This window comes from Pseudomonas entomophila (genome assembly GCF_029193575.1).
GTDB classification, from domain to species: Bacteria; Pseudomonadota; Gammaproteobacteria; order Pseudomonadales; family Pseudomonadaceae; genus Aquipseudomonas; species Aquipseudomonas entomophila_G.
Genome location: NZ_JARGCS010000012.1, coordinates 567,436 through 584,179, shown reverse-complemented (window position 1 = coordinate 584,179; position 16,744 = coordinate 567,436). Strand labels below are relative to the sequence as shown.

The 16,744-nt window shown below is 65.3% G+C and carries 17 protein-coding genes; 1 reads left to right on the top strand and 16 read right to left on the bottom strand.

Translation table 11 applies throughout. The features are described from left to right. From P0Y43_RS07400 to P0Y43_RS07325, 16 genes are all read right to left on the bottom strand, one after another. On the bottom strand, positions 1 to 207 hold the full coding sequence (locus P0Y43_RS07400; protein ID WP_275636638.1) for a tail protein X: 207 nt from the start codon (positions 205 to 207) through the stop codon (positions 1 to 3). Further along, a complete protein-coding gene (locus P0Y43_RS07395) occupies positions 182 to 1,027 on the bottom strand; it encodes a phage tail protein (protein WP_275636716.1) in 846 nt (281 codons plus the stop codon). Before P0Y43_RS07395 ends, P0Y43_RS07400 begins: the two co-directional genes overlap by 26 nt. A gap of 10 nt (positions 1,028 to 1,037) precedes the next feature. Next, the gene (locus tag P0Y43_RS07390) at positions 1,038 to 3,371 is read right to left on the bottom strand and encodes a phage tail tape measure protein (RefSeq protein ID WP_275636637.1); all 2,334 of its coding nucleotides are present in this window, start codon (positions 3,369 to 3,371) and stop codon (positions 1,038 to 1,040) included. A gap of 124 nt (positions 3,372 to 3,495) precedes the next feature. Further along, positions 3,496 to 3,798 (bottom strand): phage tail assembly protein, encoded by a 303-nt coding sequence (locus P0Y43_RS07385; RefSeq protein WP_275636636.1) that lies wholly within the window; start codon positions 3,796 to 3,798, stop codon positions 3,496 to 3,498. Between the two features lie 12 nt (positions 3,799 to 3,810). Beyond that, the gene (locus P0Y43_RS07380; protein WP_275636635.1) at positions 3,811 to 4,320 is read right to left on the bottom strand and encodes a phage major tail tube protein; all 510 of its coding nucleotides are present in this window, start codon (positions 4,318 to 4,320) and stop codon (positions 3,811 to 3,813) included. Between the two features lie 13 nt (positions 4,321 to 4,333). Then, positions 4,334 to 5,500 carry a phage tail sheath family protein gene (locus P0Y43_RS07375; protein ID WP_275636634.1) on the bottom strand — a complete coding sequence of 389 codons (1,167 nt, stop codon included), beginning with the start codon at positions 5,498 to 5,500 and terminating at the stop codon, positions 4,334 to 4,336. A 95-nt stretch (positions 5,501 to 5,595) separates the two neighbouring features. Then, a complete protein-coding gene (locus P0Y43_RS07370; protein ID WP_275636633.1) occupies positions 5,596 to 5,988 on the bottom strand; it encodes a phage tail assembly chaperone in 393 nt (130 codons plus the stop codon). A 970-nt stretch (positions 5,989 to 6,958) separates the two neighbouring features. Further along, positions 6,959 to 7,396 (bottom strand): phage tail protein, encoded by a 438-nt coding sequence (locus P0Y43_RS07365; RefSeq protein WP_275636632.1) that lies wholly within the window; start codon positions 7,394 to 7,396, stop codon positions 6,959 to 6,961. A gap of 10 nt (positions 7,397 to 7,406) precedes the next feature. Further along, positions 7,407 to 9,503: a phage tail protein gene (locus P0Y43_RS07360; protein WP_275636631.1), complete on the bottom strand. Its 2,097-nt coding sequence runs from the start codon at positions 9,501 to 9,503 to the stop codon at positions 7,407 to 7,409. Next, a complete protein-coding gene (locus P0Y43_RS07355) occupies positions 9,496 to 10,107 on the bottom strand; it encodes a phage tail protein I (RefSeq protein ID WP_275636629.1) in 612 nt (203 codons plus the stop codon). Before P0Y43_RS07355 ends, P0Y43_RS07360 begins: the two co-directional genes overlap by 8 nt. Before the next feature lies 1 nt (position 10,108). Beyond that, complete coding sequence (locus P0Y43_RS07350) at positions 10,109 to 10,990, bottom strand: baseplate assembly protein (RefSeq protein WP_275636628.1); 882 nt, start codon at positions 10,988 to 10,990, stop codon at positions 10,109 to 10,111. Beyond that, positions 10,987 to 11,313 (bottom strand): GPW/gp25 family protein, encoded by a 327-nt coding sequence (locus P0Y43_RS07345; RefSeq protein WP_275636627.1) that lies wholly within the window; start codon positions 11,311 to 11,313, stop codon positions 10,987 to 10,989. The genes P0Y43_RS07350 and P0Y43_RS07345 overlap by 4 nt, the downstream gene beginning before the upstream one ends. Before the next feature lie 88 nt (positions 11,314 to 11,401). Then, positions 11,402 to 11,965 (bottom strand): phage baseplate assembly protein V, encoded by a 564-nt coding sequence (locus tag P0Y43_RS07340; protein WP_275636626.1) that lies wholly within the window; start codon positions 11,963 to 11,965, stop codon positions 11,402 to 11,404. Continuing rightward, complete coding sequence (locus P0Y43_RS07335) at positions 11,962 to 12,459, bottom strand: hypothetical protein (RefSeq protein WP_275636625.1); 498 nt, start codon at positions 12,457 to 12,459, stop codon at positions 11,962 to 11,964. Before P0Y43_RS07335 ends, P0Y43_RS07340 begins: the two co-directional genes overlap by 4 nt. Positions 12,460 to 12,470: 11 nt before the next feature. After that, the gene (locus P0Y43_RS07330; protein WP_275636624.1) at positions 12,471 to 12,794 is read right to left on the bottom strand and encodes a phage holin family protein; all 324 of its coding nucleotides are present in this window, start codon (positions 12,792 to 12,794) and stop codon (positions 12,471 to 12,473) included. A 463-nt stretch (positions 12,795 to 13,257) separates the two neighbouring features. After that, complete coding sequence (locus P0Y43_RS07325) at positions 13,258 to 14,004, bottom strand: LexA family transcriptional regulator (protein ID WP_275636623.1); 747 nt, start codon at positions 14,002 to 14,004, stop codon at positions 13,258 to 13,260. Between the two features lie 133 nt (positions 14,005 to 14,137). On the opposite strand from P0Y43_RS07325, the gene mutS reads away from it, so the two are divergent. After that, positions 14,138 to 16,711 (top strand): DNA mismatch repair protein MutS, encoded by a 2,574-nt coding sequence (mutS, locus tag P0Y43_RS07320; RefSeq protein ID WP_275636622.1) that lies wholly within the window; start codon positions 14,138 to 14,140, stop codon positions 16,709 to 16,711. The last annotated feature ends 33 nt before the right edge of the window (positions 16,712 to 16,744 follow it).

Here is a 16,744-nt window from a genome sequence, read left to right as displayed (position 1 = left end):
TCAATCCCAGAGTTGCACGGTGTTGGCCGCCACCAGCGGCAGCTCCGGCAGCAGGATCATCACCCCGGTGCGAAACGGCTGGGCTTCGTCGGCCAGGCCCTGGTTGGCCTCCAGCACCGTCTCGACGGTACCGTTGAGGTGGCCGTAGTAGTGCTGGCAGAGGCTGTCGAGCAGGTCGCCGTCAGACGTTGTGCAGGTCTTGGCCATAGCTGGTGAACTCCAGAGAGAAACCCTGTTTGCGGGGAATGCCACCGGCCAGCAGGTTGCCCTGCTCTTCCTCGATGCTGGTCAGGCACCAAGTGCCGAGCACTTCGCCGTAGCCGGTGGTCAGGCTCAGTGGCAGCAACTGGCGGCCGATGCTGCGCAGGGTCTGCAACTGGCCGATGCCGCCTTTGAAAGTGGGGAAGATCGCACCGCGGATGCTGATGCTCTCCTCGCCCAGGCTCACGGCCTGCTGCGCGGTCTCGCGGCTCAGGCGCTCCTGGCCGGCCCAGCGGAAGCGGGTCTGGCGGCGCAACTGGTCGAAGGCGGCGGTGTCGAGGTTGAAGTAGTACGGCGCCGCACCGGCCTTGAGCGGTTGCAGCACCAGCAGGTGGGGAAACGGCTTGATCGCCTCGGCGGCGGGCGTCGCTTCCGGCGCCAGGCCCAGGGCGGTGAGCACGCCGCCCACGGTCTTGCGCACCTCGCCCACCACCCGGCCGATCGCCGCGCTGGCCTTGGCGACATGGCCGGCGAAGGCATCGATGCGCTCACGCACCTGACGCACCACGCCCAGGGCTTGGTCGTACTTGGCGATCACCTTGGCGACACGCGCCTGGGCCGCCGTAATCGCCCGCATGGTGCGCTGCAGGCGCGCACCGATCAGCGGGCCGACCACCGGCAGCCCTTCCAGCTCCGTCACCGCGCCCTGCACATGGCCGATCGCCTCGTTCATCGGGTCGAGCATGGCGTCGGCACGCCGCCGCCCCGCCTCCCCTGCCTTGACCACGGCGTGCAGCGCGGATTGCAGCTGCTCCAGGTAGGTCATCATGTCCTCCTCAAACATGTACGGTATCGGACATTTGCGCGTCGTTGGCTCGGGCCATCAAGTCCATGAGCGTCCGTCGCGCGATTGCCTCCAGTTGTGCCAGCACGGAAGGGTCGTCAAGGCTGTTGTTGAAGGTGACCGGCATGTTGGCGGTGAAGGTGAATTGCTGGTTGGCTGGCACGGGAGGTGCGCCAAGCGTGGACGTCGAAGCTGTGGCCATCACGCCCGCCGCGGCTTGTGGCACAGCCCCCGTGTCGTCCAGCGTGCGGGCGACAGCCCCAACGTCAAGCGGTGCCTGAGCGCCATTACCTGTGCTCGCCGGTTCACTCGGCTTCTTTGCCCCGGGTACGAGACTGGCCAGCCAACCGACGGCCTCTTCACCGTACGCACTACCGACCATGCTGCCGAGAAGGCCCCCGATCGCCGTGCCGAGCACCGGTACCACCGAGCCAAGCGCCGCGCCTGCGGCCGCCCCGGCCATCGCACCACCCTGGCCGCCCAAGGCGACGCCCACGCCTTGCAGCTTCTCGCGCCAACTACCCTTACCGGTCACGGTGCTCCACAGTTGCCTGCCCGTTTCCAGCTGGGAGAGCCCAGGCACACGCCTGAGCAACCCCTTCGCCGAGCCAAGGACACCGCCCAGGCGTGAGGTCACAGCGCCCCCCATGCTGCCCAGGAAGCCCGTGATACCTCCCGGCCCCTTGGCGCCAACACGGTTCTTCAGCCCATGCTTCTCATTAGCACGCCCGCCCATTACCTGGGCGCCCTCGCGCGCTACCCCGGCGGCCGGCCTGGCTTGAACAGCCACACCTTTGCCGCGCCCAGACCTTGCAGCACCGCGTGGGGAGGTGCCCTTGCCTTTTCTGCCGTTGCGACCGCCACCTGAACGCCGTGACCTAGCAAGGGCATCGAGGTTGACTACGCGCACGTCGATTGGCTGCTTGCCACCGAGGGCCTGGCCGCCAGTGGCCTCCTTGAAACTGGGCAGCCCCTTGGCACCCGCCTGGCGCTCCCTGGACAAGCCAGCGCCCAGGTCCAACAGCCCCTTGCCAACCTGCAACCCTCGATAGACCGTGCCCACCGCAACCGCCGCAACCGCAAGGCCGGTAAGTCCGGTTACCACCCAGGTGCAGGCATCCGACACCTTGGTCAGCCCTTGAAGGGCGGCGGTGGCGCCTTGCGCCAGGACATCGGTGACCGGACGCATCCCGTCGCCCAGGCTGCGCTGCAGGTCATCGAAGGCATTGCCAGTCTGCGACCATTGTTGCTTGGAGAGGCCCTGGCGGCTCTTGAGGTCATCATCCAGGACACTGCCACCCTGGGGAGGTAGCTTGCGCAGGCGATCGTGCAGCGCGATGTCGCCGCCATAGGCCTGGCTTTCACCGTTCTTGTCCGGACTGAAGCCCTTGGGGTTGGCGTCCAGGAACGTGCCGACCTTGGCAGCCGCCTCATCGGTGCCATTGGCACTGACCATCTGCCCCTGCAACAGGGCTCCCACTTCGCCCACCGCTGCCAAACCGGTTTGCTCGCTCCCCACCTTCGGCAGCAGCTTGGGAACCCACTTGGCCAGCTCGGCGCTGTCGAAGCCACCTTCCTTGGCTTGTGTCACCAGCAGTTCCAGCGCAGCGCGCGTCTGCTCCGGCTGACCCAGACCACGCTGCTGCAGGCTGCGCATGAGCGTTGCGGTATCTTCGACACCGGCATTCTGGCCGACCGCGAAAGTGGCCGCGGTGGGCAGGTTGTTCCGCGCATCCTTCAGCGACATGCCCTTGCCAATCATCTGCGCAAGCAACTGAGCGACCTGATTGCGCGACATCCCGGAAGCGTTCGAGGTGTCGATCACCTGACGCGTCACCTCCCGCTCCGTCGCAGCGTCCGCCCCGGTCTTGAGGCTGATGTCACGGAGCTGCGCCTGATAATCGCCGCTGACCTTCACCGGCTTGCTCGCCAACGTGACAAGGCCGGCAAGCCCGACCAACCCAGCACGGCCTTCAGCGAGCTGCTCATGGCCCTTGATCTGCTGCTTGTATGCCTTGACCGCTTCGCCGAGGGCCTCGTAGCGCGCCCCCAGCCCCTTGGCCTCTACGCCCTGCTTGCGCAGCGTATCCAAGTGCCTGTCCATGACGCTCTGCAACTGGCTGACCGAGTCGGCTTTCGCCTGTTGAGCCTCGTGCAGCCGTGCGGACGCTTCCAGGTATTTCTGGATGTCATTGTCCAGGCGCATCGCGGCGCCCAACTTGCCATCCAGCTTGCTGACACGCTCCTGGACCGCGTTCAGCGCCGCGCTAACCGTCGGATTGACGGCGGCACCGATCTCCAGCGTGATCGCCGGTTTGTTCGCCATCCGTTCCTCCTGTCACTCCGAGAGCCACCAAACCATGTCGCTGAACGACATGGTCATGATTTCACTCGCGGAAAAGTTCAGCTCCTTGGCCAGCCGCCTCGCGGCGGCCTTCTGCCAGGAAGGATCAAACCTCGTCGTCCTGCACCAGGCGAAAATAGCCGCTTTGCAAACGGCCATAGTCCTTGAGGGTGAGGCCTTCGAGGTCCTTGACGCCGACTTCGGCCAGCGACGCGAACAGGTTCAGTTCGCGTTGCTCGTCGTCGACGGCGCCGCCGGCCTGGGCGTTGCGGATGTCACGCACGGTCGGTGCGCGCAGCGACAGGCTGTCGACCTGCACGCCATTGGCCTCGCTGGGCCGCGACAGGCGCACGGTGATGCGCTCGGCGGTCACGTGCAGCCATTGCGGTGTCTGTTTTTCCTGAGCCATGAACGGGCCTCCTTACAAGCCAAGGGCGGCGCGCTGGGCGGCCAGCTGGTCGACACCGTCGATCACCCGGGTCATGCCCAGGGCATCGATCTCGTAGACCACGCGGCCATCGACTTCGAGCTTGTAGTAGGTGACCGCGATGCTGTGCTTGATCTCGGCCTTGTCGCCGGATTTCCAGTCACCCATGTCGACTTCCTTGAGCGCGCCGCGCAGGCTGACGATCACTGGGTTGATCTTGCCCTTCAGGCCCTTGAAGGCGCCGCGGAAGGTGCCGTTGAAGGCCGTGCCGTCGGCCAGGCCGAAGAACTTCAGCGACTCGCGGCGAACGCCGGTGGTGGTGAAGGCCGCTTCCTGTTTTTCCATGCCCTGGTCCATCTCGACCGGCATGTCCATGCCGCCGGGGCGGTGCTCTTCCATTTTCAGGGTGAGCTTTGGCAGGGTCAGGCTAGGGACATCGCCCTGGAAGCTGACGCCGTCGACGAACAGGTTCAGGTTGGCCAGGGTTTCGGGAATCATTGCCATGTAAGAGCGCTCCTTAGGCGGCGGAATCGAGGACTTCGGTCAGCCACTGGTTGGTGACTTCGACGCGGAAGTTGGGGTTTTCGGCAGGCGGGACGTCGGTGAAGCGGATGTTCCAGTACACCTTGCCCTGCTCCAGCTGGCTGGCGGTGTTCAGCTCCGGGTCGGCGAAGACTTCGAAGTTGATGATCGCGCCCTGGTTCTTCAGGTCGCGCATGAAGGCCTGCAGGCCCTCGGTGACGTCCTTGACGTAGGTGGCGGTGATGGAGCGGTCGACGGCCCACTTGTGGCCGTAGAGGATCGCGTCCATGACGATGTCGAGGGTGCGCACGCGGGTGACGAAGGCCCATTTCGGGTCGCTCGACAGGGTGCGGTTGCCCCACAGGCGGAAGCCGTCGTCGCGGATGATAGTGGCGATGTTGGCGTTGTTCAGCAGGTTGGCGCGGCAGCTGTCGTCGCCATCGAGGAACTCCACCGGGCGGCTGGTACCGGTGATGCCGACGAACTCCTTGTTCGACGGCGAGGCCCAGAAGCCGTACTCGCGGTCGGTGAAGGCGAACAGGCCGGCGACCCAGGCAGAGCCCGGCGCATCGACGGTGGCGGCAGCCTCGGTGTCGAAGTAACGCACGCCCGGGTCGACCAGGAAGGCGCGCTTGGCGCCGAAGTTCTTGGCGTAGGCGACCGCCGCTTCATCGGTGGTGTTGGGACCGTCGATGATGGCGATGCCGCGCAGCTTGTCGGCCAGCGCCACCAGCGCGGTGCCGACCGCCTGGGTGGCGCTGTGCTTGGGTGCTACCAGCAGGCGTGGCTGGGCGTTGAAACGGCTCTTGCCGTCGAGCAGCGCTTGCAGGCCGGTGCGCTTGCCGTCGGCCAGCACGCTGCCGATGACCGCCGCGGTCTGTTCGGCGGCGTCCTCGAGCTTGGCCACGCCGCAGGCGACGATGACCGCCTTGGCGCGGCTGAACACGGCGCGGCAGGCTTTGGTGATCGCCGCCTCGGCACCGAACGCGGCGACCGCTTCGCGTTCGCTGGTGATCAGCACCAGGTCGTTGGCCTTGGCGGTGACGTCGGCGCCTTCGGTGAAGGTGTCGACCAGGCCGATGATCGAGGACGACGGCAGCGCGATGCTGCGCGCGCCGCTGTCGACGTTGGTCACGGTGACGCCGTGGAAGAATCCACTCATGTAGGTTGTCTCCAAGTCAGATATGAAAAGGCCCTGCGGGGAGTGCAGGGCCTGGGGTGAGGCGAGGATGAAAAAAGCCCCGACGAGGCGGGGCTTCAGTGAATATGTTCAATGAGCCAGGAGGGCGCCAATGGATGCCTTGCCTGATCTGGGAAAACATCGTCTTGCGGCCAGGTACGAAGCATCTGGCGATAGCTGAGCAACTCACTATAGTGCTCGCTGCTCAAGGTAGTCTGTAGGTTCATGTCCAGTTCTTCACGGTGACGCGAAACCAGCCACTCACTGCTCATCAGTTGCGCGTCACGCCAGGCGCGCTCGGCAACCCCGCAGTGAGCGTATTCAGAAGGCACCAAGGTGCCATCTATCAGGCGATGACCAGGTTGCACCTCAAACGAGCAGGGCATCCAGTTCATCGAGGTATGAAAGCGGCCTTCGGGGTCGATGAGCGTCACTTCAACGACGGTGTTATCTACTATCAATGCCCACATAAATCCTCCTATCACCACCAGAGCTCTACGCAACCATGAGCCCCCGGGGCGCCCGCCGAATAGGTCCGTCCACCGCCCCCATAGCCAGGCTTAGTTGGACGGTTGGGATCGATTGCCGCCAAAATGCTGACGCAGCCACCGCCATGCCCCCCATAAACCACCCCGCTGCCGGACAATATGCCTACGCCGCCTGTGCCGAGGTCATAATTGAGATCTCCCCCATAACCTTGTGCACCAGGCGCTGCATTACCGTCCGTCGTGCCGCCTGGTCCTCCCGAAGCGGAGCAGAATGTTACGAACGAAGAACTACCGCCGGCCTTTCCGACTTCTCCATCAGCTTGGCCACCAGCACCGCCCGCTCCCACCGAAACCGTCATCACGCTCAGCCCGACCAGGCTGACCAGCTTCTCAGCAACGCCTCCACCGGCGCCGCCACCCGGGCCCGGAGCAGTGGTACGCCTCGCCCCACCACCACCCGCGCCAGTTACCCTGACTCGGGCAAGGCGACGCCCACTGCGCAAGATTGGCGGAACAGCAGGGGAACTGGTGCCGGGTGTATTCCAAACCAAGTAGCCGCTGGCCTGGCTCGCAGGCAGTTGGGCTTGCCCGATGCACCACCAGTTACCTCCGCCATCCGCCCGCAATGCCAGGTAATCACCGGCGAAGATCAGCTCCGTTGAGGCGAGTCCTGTTGGTGAAAAGGCCGAGTCGAGCATGATCCTGTCGGCGCCTGTGGCATTGATCGACAGCATATTGGCGGAAGCATCCCGACGCTGGAGAATTACCTCTACAACGCCTAACGTCGCATCGGCTCTGGGCAGCGTTACGCTGACGGCACCTGCGCTAGCGTCGACACCGACATGGCCCAAGCGATCGAGCGATAGGCTCGTCGTGTTAGTGATTACACCGTCTTGCATGGCCCAAGATCGCAGCAGAACCGTATCCAACTGCGACATCGTGCTTGCCCTGGTCATGACTCATCTCCCCGTTCAAAGATGAACGCTGGTGTTAGCGGGCGGTATTCCCTGTTAGGGAATGCAAGTGCCTGAGGCCAATCGCGCATTACCTGCACATAGGTCAGCAGTTCTTTGAACTGCGCGTCCGTAAGTGTGGTGCTGCGTGCCAGGTCTAATTCATCGCGATGCCGCTCACGCAACCAGAGAACACGGTCGATCGCCGTGTCACGCCAGCTTCGCTCCTGTGCGGCCAACGCAGCTTCATCCAGTGGAAGCGGTTCGACCAGTATCGGCAGGTTGTCAGCATCATGCTCACGCACCATCCCGGGCGTAGGGTTGCCGATCACTGACGCGTAGCGGTCTTCGGATATCGCAACGGCATCCGAGGGAAAGAGGGTGTGAACACCTTCTAGATAGGTGCAGCCAGTTGTACGGCTGTAAAAACGCTTCATGTAGATCTCCTTAGCTGCCAATCGCCAGCCATCGACACGTCCAGTTACCCGTGCCCCACACATAAACGGTCGCACCGGTGCGCGTACCACTTGAGATCGCGGGCCCACCCGCCCCCGTCGAGGTGCTGGTACCAACAGGGGTACCTACCAGTGTGTAAAGCGCATTGGGAAACTCTATGGGGAACGTCAGCGCCGCACTGACCCCGCTCAATGGGGTACTGCCCCATTGGATGACAAGGCCACCGAGCCATGACGGAAGGACCACGTAGCCGTTAACTGCCAGGCTGATGGCAAAACCTTTACGCAACTTCTTCGGCGTTGCGACGACCTCGTCGCTTACGCTGCCTTGCATTTCGGCATCGGTAGCGATTTCAACTATCCCCGGCCGCGTCTCTGTCGCAGGGACGATACCTGCGGCTAGCGCAGCCACATCGATCTGTCCTTGATTGACTGGCGCGTTCCAGGCCTTGATGCACCACATGACGGCCAGGTTGCGTGGTCGGGTTTCCGCTGCTGTCCTTGCCGCCTTGGAAGCATCGAAGCGAACCACATCACTAGCAGCGGCGGAGTTTGGATCACGGGTGATAGTGTTTGCCGGCGACGACTCGCCGAAGGAGCCAGAAAATACACCCGCGGTGCCTCCCAGCACACCGAGCCCAATCCCCGCACCACCACGCAGGCCAATCGACCCAATGAGGTTCTGCAAGGCATCATCCTGATAGGAGCCCATCGCCCGCGCCGTGTCGATACCACGACCGTGATCCCAACCACGTAGGAACTCCCCCCGACTGTCCGGCAGCCGGAAGAAACCCGCAGGCTCATTACCCTTGTTGTATGTCGTCCCCAGATAGCCCGCCAGGTCCGGATACACCGCCGCGCTCTGCGCACTGCCATCCACCTCCAGGAACCCCGCCGGCACGGTCCCTTTTGGGAACGGCAACATGGTGCCCACCGGCAGCGCGGACGCCGTCTTCAGCAGCGCATCGGTCTCGGCCTTGGTGTAACTGTTGGCGGCCTGGAAGGAGCTGAACGCCAGGATCTCCACCGACTCACCCAGGCTGCAGGGCGCCTTGAGCGTGATCTTCTGGCCGTCCGACAGGTAGTCGGTAATCTCGCGGCCATTGCGCAGCACGATGGTGCTGCCAATCGCGTGCGGCACGCTGAACAGCGTCTGCCCCAGCGAAGCCTCGAACGAGAAACGCTCGAACGCCTTGCTGGCGCCCACCCCACCGCCCAGCTGGAAGAAGCTGCCGTCGTAGTTCAGGTCATACAGCGCACCTGCGCGGATATCACCGCCGACCAGGTCCACCAGACCGTTATTGCCGGCCTTCTTCACTGCCACGATCGGGAGGCCGTTGATCCGTGCAGTCACCACGCCGGTATTGGCCACCCTGGCCTTGAACTGGAAGCGCTGCCCCGCCGCATAGGCGGTCAGCGCCGTTTCCGCGTTCTTGAGGGTCAGCACCAGCGCATCGCCCGTCCCGGCGGCATCACCGAGCCAGGCTAACGGCCCGCTGTCCTTCGCCACATCGGCGCGACGCAGGTACTGCGGATGCGGGTTCGCTGCGTCGGTGTGGGCCTTGAGCTGGTTGCGTGCATACAGCTCGGCGGCCTCACGGGCCTTGTCGACGTAGTCACGGGTGGCGAGCACGATGCTCGGGTCGATCTTCAGCGTGACGTTGGCGACGTTGCCGAACACCACGTGCATGCGAATGGTCTGGGTACGCCCCGAGCCCTGCGCCAGCAGCGGCTTGTAGCTGGGCGCCGGCTTGGCCACGGCGATGAAGTTGCCGTTGCCGTCCTCCAGGGCCAGTTCGCGGATCCACCAACCACCGGTCTCTGGCGGCAGCACCAGTTCGGCCACCAGCACGCCGGGGTCGGCCGGCGAGGGATAGATGGCATTGAGCTGGGCACGGTAGACCTGACGCACCAGCGCCGTCTGGGTCGGTTTCGGTGTCGGCTCAGGGGTCTGCGAAGGCTCACCGCCGGCATCGCCGATGAGCATGTGGGTGATGTTCCAAGGCAGGCCCAAAGCAGCGTTGTTGGCTTGCTGGGCGATGCCGATGTTGGTCAGGAACCCACCGAATTGAGTGGTTGAGTTAGCCATTGAGGTAGATGTCCAGTATGTCCAGAGTGTGGTCGCTCACCAGGTTGAAGGCCCCCAGCCGCACCTCGATATCCGAGGCCTCCCAGGGGTACACCTCCAGCAGTTCACCTTCGTTGAGGGCGACCGCCTGGTAGGCGGGAATGCGGGTTTCGAGGCTGATATCCAGCCCGACCAAGTGGCGACTGATAGGCTTGGCGTCGTCGATCAGCCGCGTCAGTTCCTGGTAGGTCTGTTCGTCGATGCCGCTGTCCTCCACCCCCACTTTCAGGGCAAAGGTCCCCGGCACCCCGGCAGGCTGTGCCTGCCACCATTCCCGCACCTCGATCAGGTAGCCGAACGGCTCGACCACCCGCCTGAGGGCGCCGAGGGTGCCCTTGTGGGCGTGGACGAAGAACGCCGAGCGAATCACCGAGCGCTTGATCGATTCGCTCCAGCTGTCGTCCCAGCGGTCCACCGACCAGGCCCAGGCCAGCTGGTAGAGCAAGTGCGCGGGGCAGGTGTCGGGGTTGTAGAGGCGGCGCAGGGTGACCTTCAGGTCCTCGTCGCCGGCCACTTCGATGGCCCGTTCCAGGGGCGTGCGATTCAGTGGCAGGAGGCTCTGCATGTCAGTCCCCCCGCGTGATGTCGACACCCAGGCACCAGGCGGCCTGGGCCTTGCTCGGGCGGATGTCGGACCAACCGACCAGCTCGACCCGGCTGACGCCATCGATGTGCAGCTGGGCGTCGATCCCGGAGCGCGCGACTTCCACGCCCAGGCGCCGCCGTGGGTTGATCCAGGCTCGCAGACGCCGTTCGCACTCGGCGCGGATCGCCTCGTACTCGGGGCCGTTGTCGGCCATGTGCAGCACCGCCTCGATGCGATACGGCAACACCTCGGCGCTGCGCACGTTGACCCGGTCGGCGACCGGGCGGATGTCGTCGTCGTTGAGGTAGGCCGCGACCTCGTCGATCAGCGCCTGGCTGGCCACACCGTCGCCGTCCAGGCTCAACACCGTGACATCGACCACCGCTGGCGACGGGCTCTCGGCGGTCGCGTCGGCGACCCGTCCCGAGGCGTTGCGCGCATGCAGGATGTAGCTGTTGCGCGGGCCGGCGGTGGTCAGGCCCTCGTAGACCAGTTGCACCCGCTCGCGCAGGGCGTCGTCGGCTTCGAGGATGGCCTCGATCGGCGGCAGTGCGGTCGGGTCGGCGGCCTGGATCACCAGGCGTTGCAAGGCGACGTTGGCGGCCAGTTGGTCGAGGTCGCTGCCCTGGGCGTAGGCCAGCAGCAGGGCCTTGGCGGCATCGTTGATGCGCGCGCGGTTGAGCAGCTTGCGGTAGGCGCCGACCTCCAGCAGCTTGGTGACCGGGTCGCTTTCCAGCTGCGCCGTCCAGGCGCCGCCCAGGTGGGCGCGGAAGGTGTCCAGGTCGGCCTGGTAGAGGGTTTCGAAATCCAGGTCTTCGAGCAGTTGCGGGGCGGGCAGTTTCGACAGGTCGACCTGGCTCATACACGCACCTCCAGCAGGGCGTCGTCGCCCAGGTAGCGGCCGCTCAGCGCCAGGCTCACCTGGCCGTCGAGCACCGCCAGCACCTTCACCCGTTCGAGCTTCAGGCGTGGCTCCCACCGCCCCAGGGCGCGGGCGACCTCGGCTTGCACGGCGCTCTTCCAACCTTCGTTGACCGGCAGGTCGACGTAGCGGCGCAACTGGCTGCCGTATTCGGGGCGCATGCGCCGGCTGCCCAGGGGGGTGGTGAGGATGTCTTCGATGGACTGGCGCAGGTGGGCGATGCCCGCCAGCGGCTGGCCGGTGCGGCGGTCCATGCCGATCATGGCGAACCTCCGGTGACGACCCGGGCCCGTTCAGGGGTATCCATTGCGTTCTCCTGGCATGAAAAAGCCCGCATGGGCGGGCTGGGTTTCAGTGTTTGTGGTTGGCGGTGTTGCCGGCGGTGTCGATGATCCGCCCGCCGCCGTTGATATCGCCGCTGACCGTCAGCGGGCCGTTGACCGTGACCTTGCCCGTCAGCGTGAGGCTGGCGGCATCCAGGGTGATGGCGCCGTCGCTGACCTCGACCGTGCTGGCACCGACCTTGATGGTCGCGTTGCCGCTGGGCAGGTGGATGTCGTAGCGTCGCGCCTGCCAGTCGTAGACCAGCGAGCCGCCGTCGTCGAAACGCCAGGCTTCCACATGGTCGCGGTTGTCCGGCGGGTTGCCGGCGTTGCCGTACAGGCCCGGAACGAAGGTGCCCTGGGCCGGCTCACCGCTGGGGCTGACCAGCACGCCCTGCTCGCCCAGGCTCGGTGCCCGCCAGTGCCGGGCCTTGCCCGCGGCCTGGGCGTGCCAGCGCACCCAGGCGCTGGTCCAGCCGCCGCCGTCGGACACCCGCACCCGGGCGGCGGCAAGGTCCACGGCCACCACCTGGCAAGGGATCACCAGGCTGGCGAGCATGCGGTCGTGGGCGGCGCTGACATAGAAGCTCATGCCAGGTCCCCCGGGGCGAAGTATTTGTCCTGGTTGCCCGCTCCGGTGTCGGGGGCGATGCCCAGCATCAGGCTGCCCGGTGGCTCGTCGGGCCAGTGCCATTGGGCTTCGCCGAGCAATACCGGCTGCTCCCAACGCACCTTCCAGTTCGCCCCGGACAAGTAGGCCCGCACGTTGCGGCTCGCCTCGACGAAGTCCAGGCCCCACAGTTGCTGGCGCAGCAGGTCCACCAGTTGCGCCGCCAGCACGCTGCCCTGCAAGCGCGCTTCGGGGTTGCCGGCATCGGTGGTGATGTCCGCCTCGAAGGTGGTGAACAACACCGAGCGCCCATCACGCGGGGCAGCGTCGGCGGTCATGCGGACGATGCCGTGGCGCAACGCGGGCAGCGCTGCATCATTTCCTACCGCTGCATATGCATCGACTGACGCCAGTTCCGGCATCGCCTCACGAATCGTTGCGGTCAAGGCCGCATGCAATGTGGCCAGTTCGCTCATGCCCTTACCTCCTATCGCTCGTCGCGCAGCCCCAGGCGCCTGGCGGCCCAGCGCTCGTAAAGCCCGATGGCCACGTCGGCGCCAGCCATCGCGGTGAGGCAGCCAAAGGCGCTGGCGCTCCAGATCGACATGCCGCTGGCGTACAGCAGCATCACCGTCGATACCCCGCAGACCATGCATGCCCCGGAGCGCAGCGCCAGCCGCCGCAGCAGCGACCAGCCCCTGGCTCCGGCCTTGTCGGCCCGCCACATCTCGCCGGAGAGACCGCCCAGCAATGCCAGGACGATCACCAGCCAGAGCGGCATTTCCAGCAACGCCTGTTGCTCGTTCGTCACTGTTCCGTCTCCTGTGTGATGCCCGCCGGCGACTGCCGACGGATCGTTTGCCGTAGAACGCGGCATTCCAAAAGGCCCGCCGTGCAGGCCCTTCAGTAATGCGTTGTCGAACCGCCGGCCACGACTGGTGACGCCGTGCGGTTCCGCTTCAAATTGGTGACTCCGACCGCGGCCGCCTGCCCGCCGGATAACTGATCGTGGTGCTTTACGCTGCACACCCGGGCCAGTTGCCAACCCTCTGAACAGTCAAGGCCTGTTCATCGCTGCCTGTGTAACAACCGGTTGCTGTCCGGCTTGAGACACAGGCTATGCATTGATGCATATGCAGTCAATGCATTTCTTCATCTTTCCATGCATTTAATTTTGCTGAAATGCATGAAGGCCATGCGCGGCGTGGGCTGTAGGAGTTTTCTGTGGACGAAAAAAAACCCGCCGAAGCGGGTTTTCTGGACGGCGCGATGCCTCAGCGAGCGTACATGCCCCACCAGAACACATGCCCGAGCAGGCTGATCTGCTCCTCCTGCATCTGCTGGAAGCTGTAGTCCTCGTCGGGGTGCTCGTCGCGGTTGAAGCTGCGCAGGCGGATGCCGGTGGGCAGGCGGTAGACCTGCTTCACGCGCAACTGACCGTTGTGATTGATGGCATAGAGGTCGCCATCGATGATGTCGCCGATGCCGCACTTGCCGGTGTTGACCCCGACCGTCGCGCCGTCGCGCAGCACCGGCAACATGCTGTTGCCGCGCACCGTCACGCACTTGGCCTGGTCGAATTGCACCCCGTTATGGCGCAGGCTGCGCTTGCCGAAGCGCAGGCACGCGCGCTCGCTCTCTTCGATGACGAATCTTCCTGATCCTGCTGCCAATTCGACCTCACGAAGAAAAGGGACCGACACCTCGTCGTCCTCGACGGGGGTTTCGTCATCCCACAGGCTGATGTCGTTCATGTCCGCATGGCCGTGCATAGGCTGCGCCGCTTCGCGGGTATCGCCCAGGTCGGCACGGCCACGCAACTGGTCGGTGCTCACGCCGAAGTAGTCGGCGATCTTCGAGACGTGTTTGTCCGAAGGGTCGACGATCTTCTCGCTGAGGATCCGCGACAGGGTGGATTGCGGTACGCCCGTGCGCCGGTGCAGCTCCGTCGGGGACAGGCCGTGGCGGTCGAGCAGTTCTCTGAGTACGGTGGCTACGTTGCGTTTTTGCATAGCGTGCATAATGCAGCGGGTTCGGCGCAAATGCAATCGGGTAAACCACCGTTCCCAGCGGCCGCTGACACCCCGCCGGGGGAAAATCCCTGTATCATCGGCGGTTTCGCAAAAGCCACCAGATCACGCTGTAAGGCCCTGAATGTCCGATCTCTCCGCACACACGCCAATGATGCAACAGTACTGGAAGCTGAAGCACCAGCATCCAGACCAGCTGATGTTCTACCGCATGGGCGATTTCTACGAGATCTTCTACGAAGATGCGAAGAAAGCCGCGAAACTGCTGGACATCACCCTGACCGCCCGTGGCCAGTCCGCGGGCCAGTCGATTCCCATGTGCGGGATCCCCTTCCATTCCCTGGAAGGCTACCTGGCCAAGCTGGTCAAGCTGGGCGAGTCGGTGGTGATCTGCGAGCAGATCGGCGACCCGGCCACCAGCAAGGGCCCGGTGGAGCGCCAGGTGGTGCGTATCATCACCCCCGGCACGGTGAGCGACGAGGCGCTGCTGGACGAACGCCGCGACAACCTGATCGCCGCGCTGCTCGGCGACGAGCGCCTGTTCGGCCTGGCGGTGCTGGACATCACCAGCGGCAACTTCACCGTGCAGGAGATCAAGGGCTGGGAAAACCTGCTGGCCGAGCTCGAGCGCATCAACCCGGTCGAACTGCTGATCCCCGACGACTGGCCCCAGGGCCTGCCGGCCGAGAAGCGTCCCGGCGCGCGGCGCCGTGCGCCGTGGGACTTCGACCGCGACTCGGCGCGCAAGAGCCTGTGCCAACAGTTCGCCACCCAGGACCTCAAGGGCTTCGGCTGCGACAAGCTGACCCTGGCCATCGGCGCCGCCGGTTGCCTGCTGACCTACGCCAAGGAAACCCAGCGCACCACCCTGCCGCACCTGCGCAGCCTGCGCCACGAGCGCATGGACGACACGGTCATCCTCGACGCTGCCAGCCGCCGCAACCTGGAGCTGGACATCAACCTGGCCGGTGGCCGCGACAACACCCTGCAGTCGGTCATCGACCGCTGCCAGACCGCCATGGCCAGCCGTCTGCTGACCCGCTGGCTGAACCGCCCGCTGCGCGACCTCAAGGTGCTGCAGGCGCGCCAGGACTCGATCCGCTGCCTGCTCGACGGTTACCGTTTCGAGAAATTGCAGCCGCAACTCAAGGAAATCGGCGACATCGAGCGGATCCTCGCCCGTATCGGCCTGCGCAACGCCCGCCCGCGTGACCTGGCGCGCCTGCGCGATGCCCTGGGCGCGCTGCCCGAGCTGCAGAACGCCATGGCCGAGCTGGAAGCGCCGCACCTGGCGCGCCTGGCCGCCATCACCGGCACCTACCCGGAGCTGGCGAGCCTGCTGGAGCGGGCGATCATCGACAACCCGCCCGCAGTGATCCGCGACGGCGGCGTGCTCAAGACCGGCTACGACAGCGAGCTGGACGAACTGCTGGCGATGAGCGAGAACGCCGGGCAGTTCCTCATTGATCTGGAAGCCCGCGAGAAGGCGCGCACCGGCCTGGCCAATCTCAAGGTCGGCTACAACCGCGTGCACGGCTACTACATCGAGCTGCCGACCAAGCAGGCCGAGCAGGCCCCGGGCGACTACATCCGCCGCCAGACGCTCAAGGGCGCCGAGCGCTTCATCACCCCGGAGCTCAAGGCCTTCGAAGACAAGGCGCTGTCGGCCAAGAGCCGCGCCCTGGCGCGCGAGAAGATGCTCTACGATGCGCTGCTGGAAACCCTCATCGGCCACCTGGCGCCGCTGCAGGACAGCGCTGCGGCGCTGGGCGAGCTGGACGTGCTGAGCAACCTGGCCGAGCGCGCATTGAACCTCGACCTGAACTGCCCGACCTTCGTCGAGGAAGCGTGCCTGCGTATCGACCAAGGCCGCCACCCGGTGGTCGAGCAGGTGCTGACCACACCGTTCGTGGCCAACGACCTGGCCCTGGACAACAGCACGCGGATGCTGATCATCACCGGCCCGAACATGGGCGGTAAGTCCACCTACATGCGCCAGACCGCGCTGATCGTGCTGATGGCGCACATCGGCAGCTTCGTCCCCGCGGCACGCTGCGAGCTGTCGTTGGTCGACCGGATCTTCACCCGCATCGGTTCCAGCGACGACCTGGCCGGCGGGCGCTCGACCTTCATGGTCGAGATGAGCGAGACCGCCAATATCCTGCACAACGCCACCGACCGCAGCCTGGTGCTGATGGACGAGGTCGGCCGCGGCACCAGCACCTTCGACGGCCTGTCGCTGGCCTGGGCCGCCGCCGAGCGCCTGGCCCAGTTGCGCGCCTACACCTTGTTCGCCACGCACTACTTCGAGCTGACTGTGCTGCCGGAGAGCGAACCCCTGGTGGCCAACGTGCACCTGAACGCCACCGAGCACAACGAGCGCATCGTCTTCCTGCACCACGTGCTGCCTGGCCCTGCCAGCCAGAGCTACGGCCTGGCCGTGGCGCAGCTGGCCGGTGTGCCAGCACCGGTGATCCAACGCGCCCGCGAGCACTTGGGCCGCCTGGAAACCGCCAGCCTGCCCCATGAGCCGGTGGTCACCAGCAAGGTCAAGGGCGAGGCGCAGGTGCCGCACCAGAGCGACCTGTTCGCCAGCCTGCCACACCCGGCCATCGAGAAGCTGGGCAAGCTGGACCTGGACGACATGACACCGCGTCAAGCTATCGAAACGCTATATCAACTGAAAAACCTGTTATAACGGCCGACCGAGCAAGCTGGTAGAATCCGGCGC

Excerpts from the sequence above, each read along its gene's own strand:
- P0Y43_RS07380 (WP_275636635.1), bottom strand. The coding sequence starts at position 4,320 with ATGGCAATGATTCCCGAAACCCTGGCCAACCTGAACCTGTTCGTCGAC.
- P0Y43_RS07390 (WP_275636637.1), bottom strand. The coding sequence starts at position 3,371 with ATGGCGAACAAACCGGCGATCACGCTGGAGATCGGTGCCGCCGTCAAT.
- P0Y43_RS07385 (WP_275636636.1), bottom strand. The coding sequence starts at position 3,798 with ATGGCTCAGGAAAAACAGACACCGCAATGGCTGCACGTGACCGCCGAG.
- P0Y43_RS07345 (WP_275636627.1), bottom strand. The coding sequence starts at position 11,313 with ATGATCGGCATGGACCGCCGCACCGGCCAGCCGCTGGCGGGCATCGCC.
- P0Y43_RS07335 (WP_275636625.1), bottom strand. The coding sequence starts at position 12,459 with ATGAGCGAACTGGCCACATTGCATGCGGCCTTGACCGCAACGATTCGT.
- P0Y43_RS07360 (WP_275636631.1), bottom strand. The coding sequence starts at position 9,503 with ATGGCTAACTCAACCACTCAATTCGGTGGGTTCCTGACCAACATCGGC.
- P0Y43_RS07370 (WP_275636633.1), bottom strand. The coding sequence starts at position 5,988 with ATGTGGGCATTGATAGTAGATAACACCGTCGTTGAAGTGACGCTCATC.
- P0Y43_RS07395 (WP_275636716.1), bottom strand. The coding sequence starts at position 1,027 with ATGACCTACCTGGAGCAGCTGCAATCCGCGCTGCACGCCGTGGTCAAG.
- P0Y43_RS07355 (WP_275636629.1), bottom strand. The coding sequence starts at position 10,107 with ATGCAGAGCCTCCTGCCACTGAATCGCACGCCCCTGGAACGGGCCATC.
- P0Y43_RS07350 (WP_275636628.1), bottom strand. The coding sequence starts at position 10,990 with ATGAGCCAGGTCGACCTGTCGAAACTGCCCGCCCCGCAACTGCTCGAA.
- P0Y43_RS07365 (WP_275636632.1), bottom strand. The coding sequence starts at position 7,396 with ATGAAGCGTTTTTACAGCCGTACAACTGGCTGCACCTATCTAGAAGGT.
- P0Y43_RS07340 (WP_275636626.1), bottom strand. The coding sequence starts at position 11,965 with ATGAGCTTCTATGTCAGCGCCGCCCACGACCGCATGCTCGCCAGCCTG.
- mutS (WP_275636622.1), top strand. The coding sequence starts at position 14,138 with ATGTCCGATCTCTCCGCACACACGCCAATGATGCAACAGTACTGGAAG.
- P0Y43_RS07375 (WP_275636634.1), bottom strand. The coding sequence starts at position 5,500 with ATGAGTGGATTCTTCCACGGCGTCACCGTGACCAACGTCGACAGCGGC.
- P0Y43_RS07325 (WP_275636623.1), bottom strand. The coding sequence starts at position 14,004 with ATGCACGCTATGCAAAAACGCAACGTAGCCACCGTACTCAGAGAACTG.
- P0Y43_RS07400 (WP_275636638.1), bottom strand. The coding sequence starts at position 207 with ATGGCCAAGACCTGCACAACGTCTGACGGCGACCTGCTCGACAGCCTC.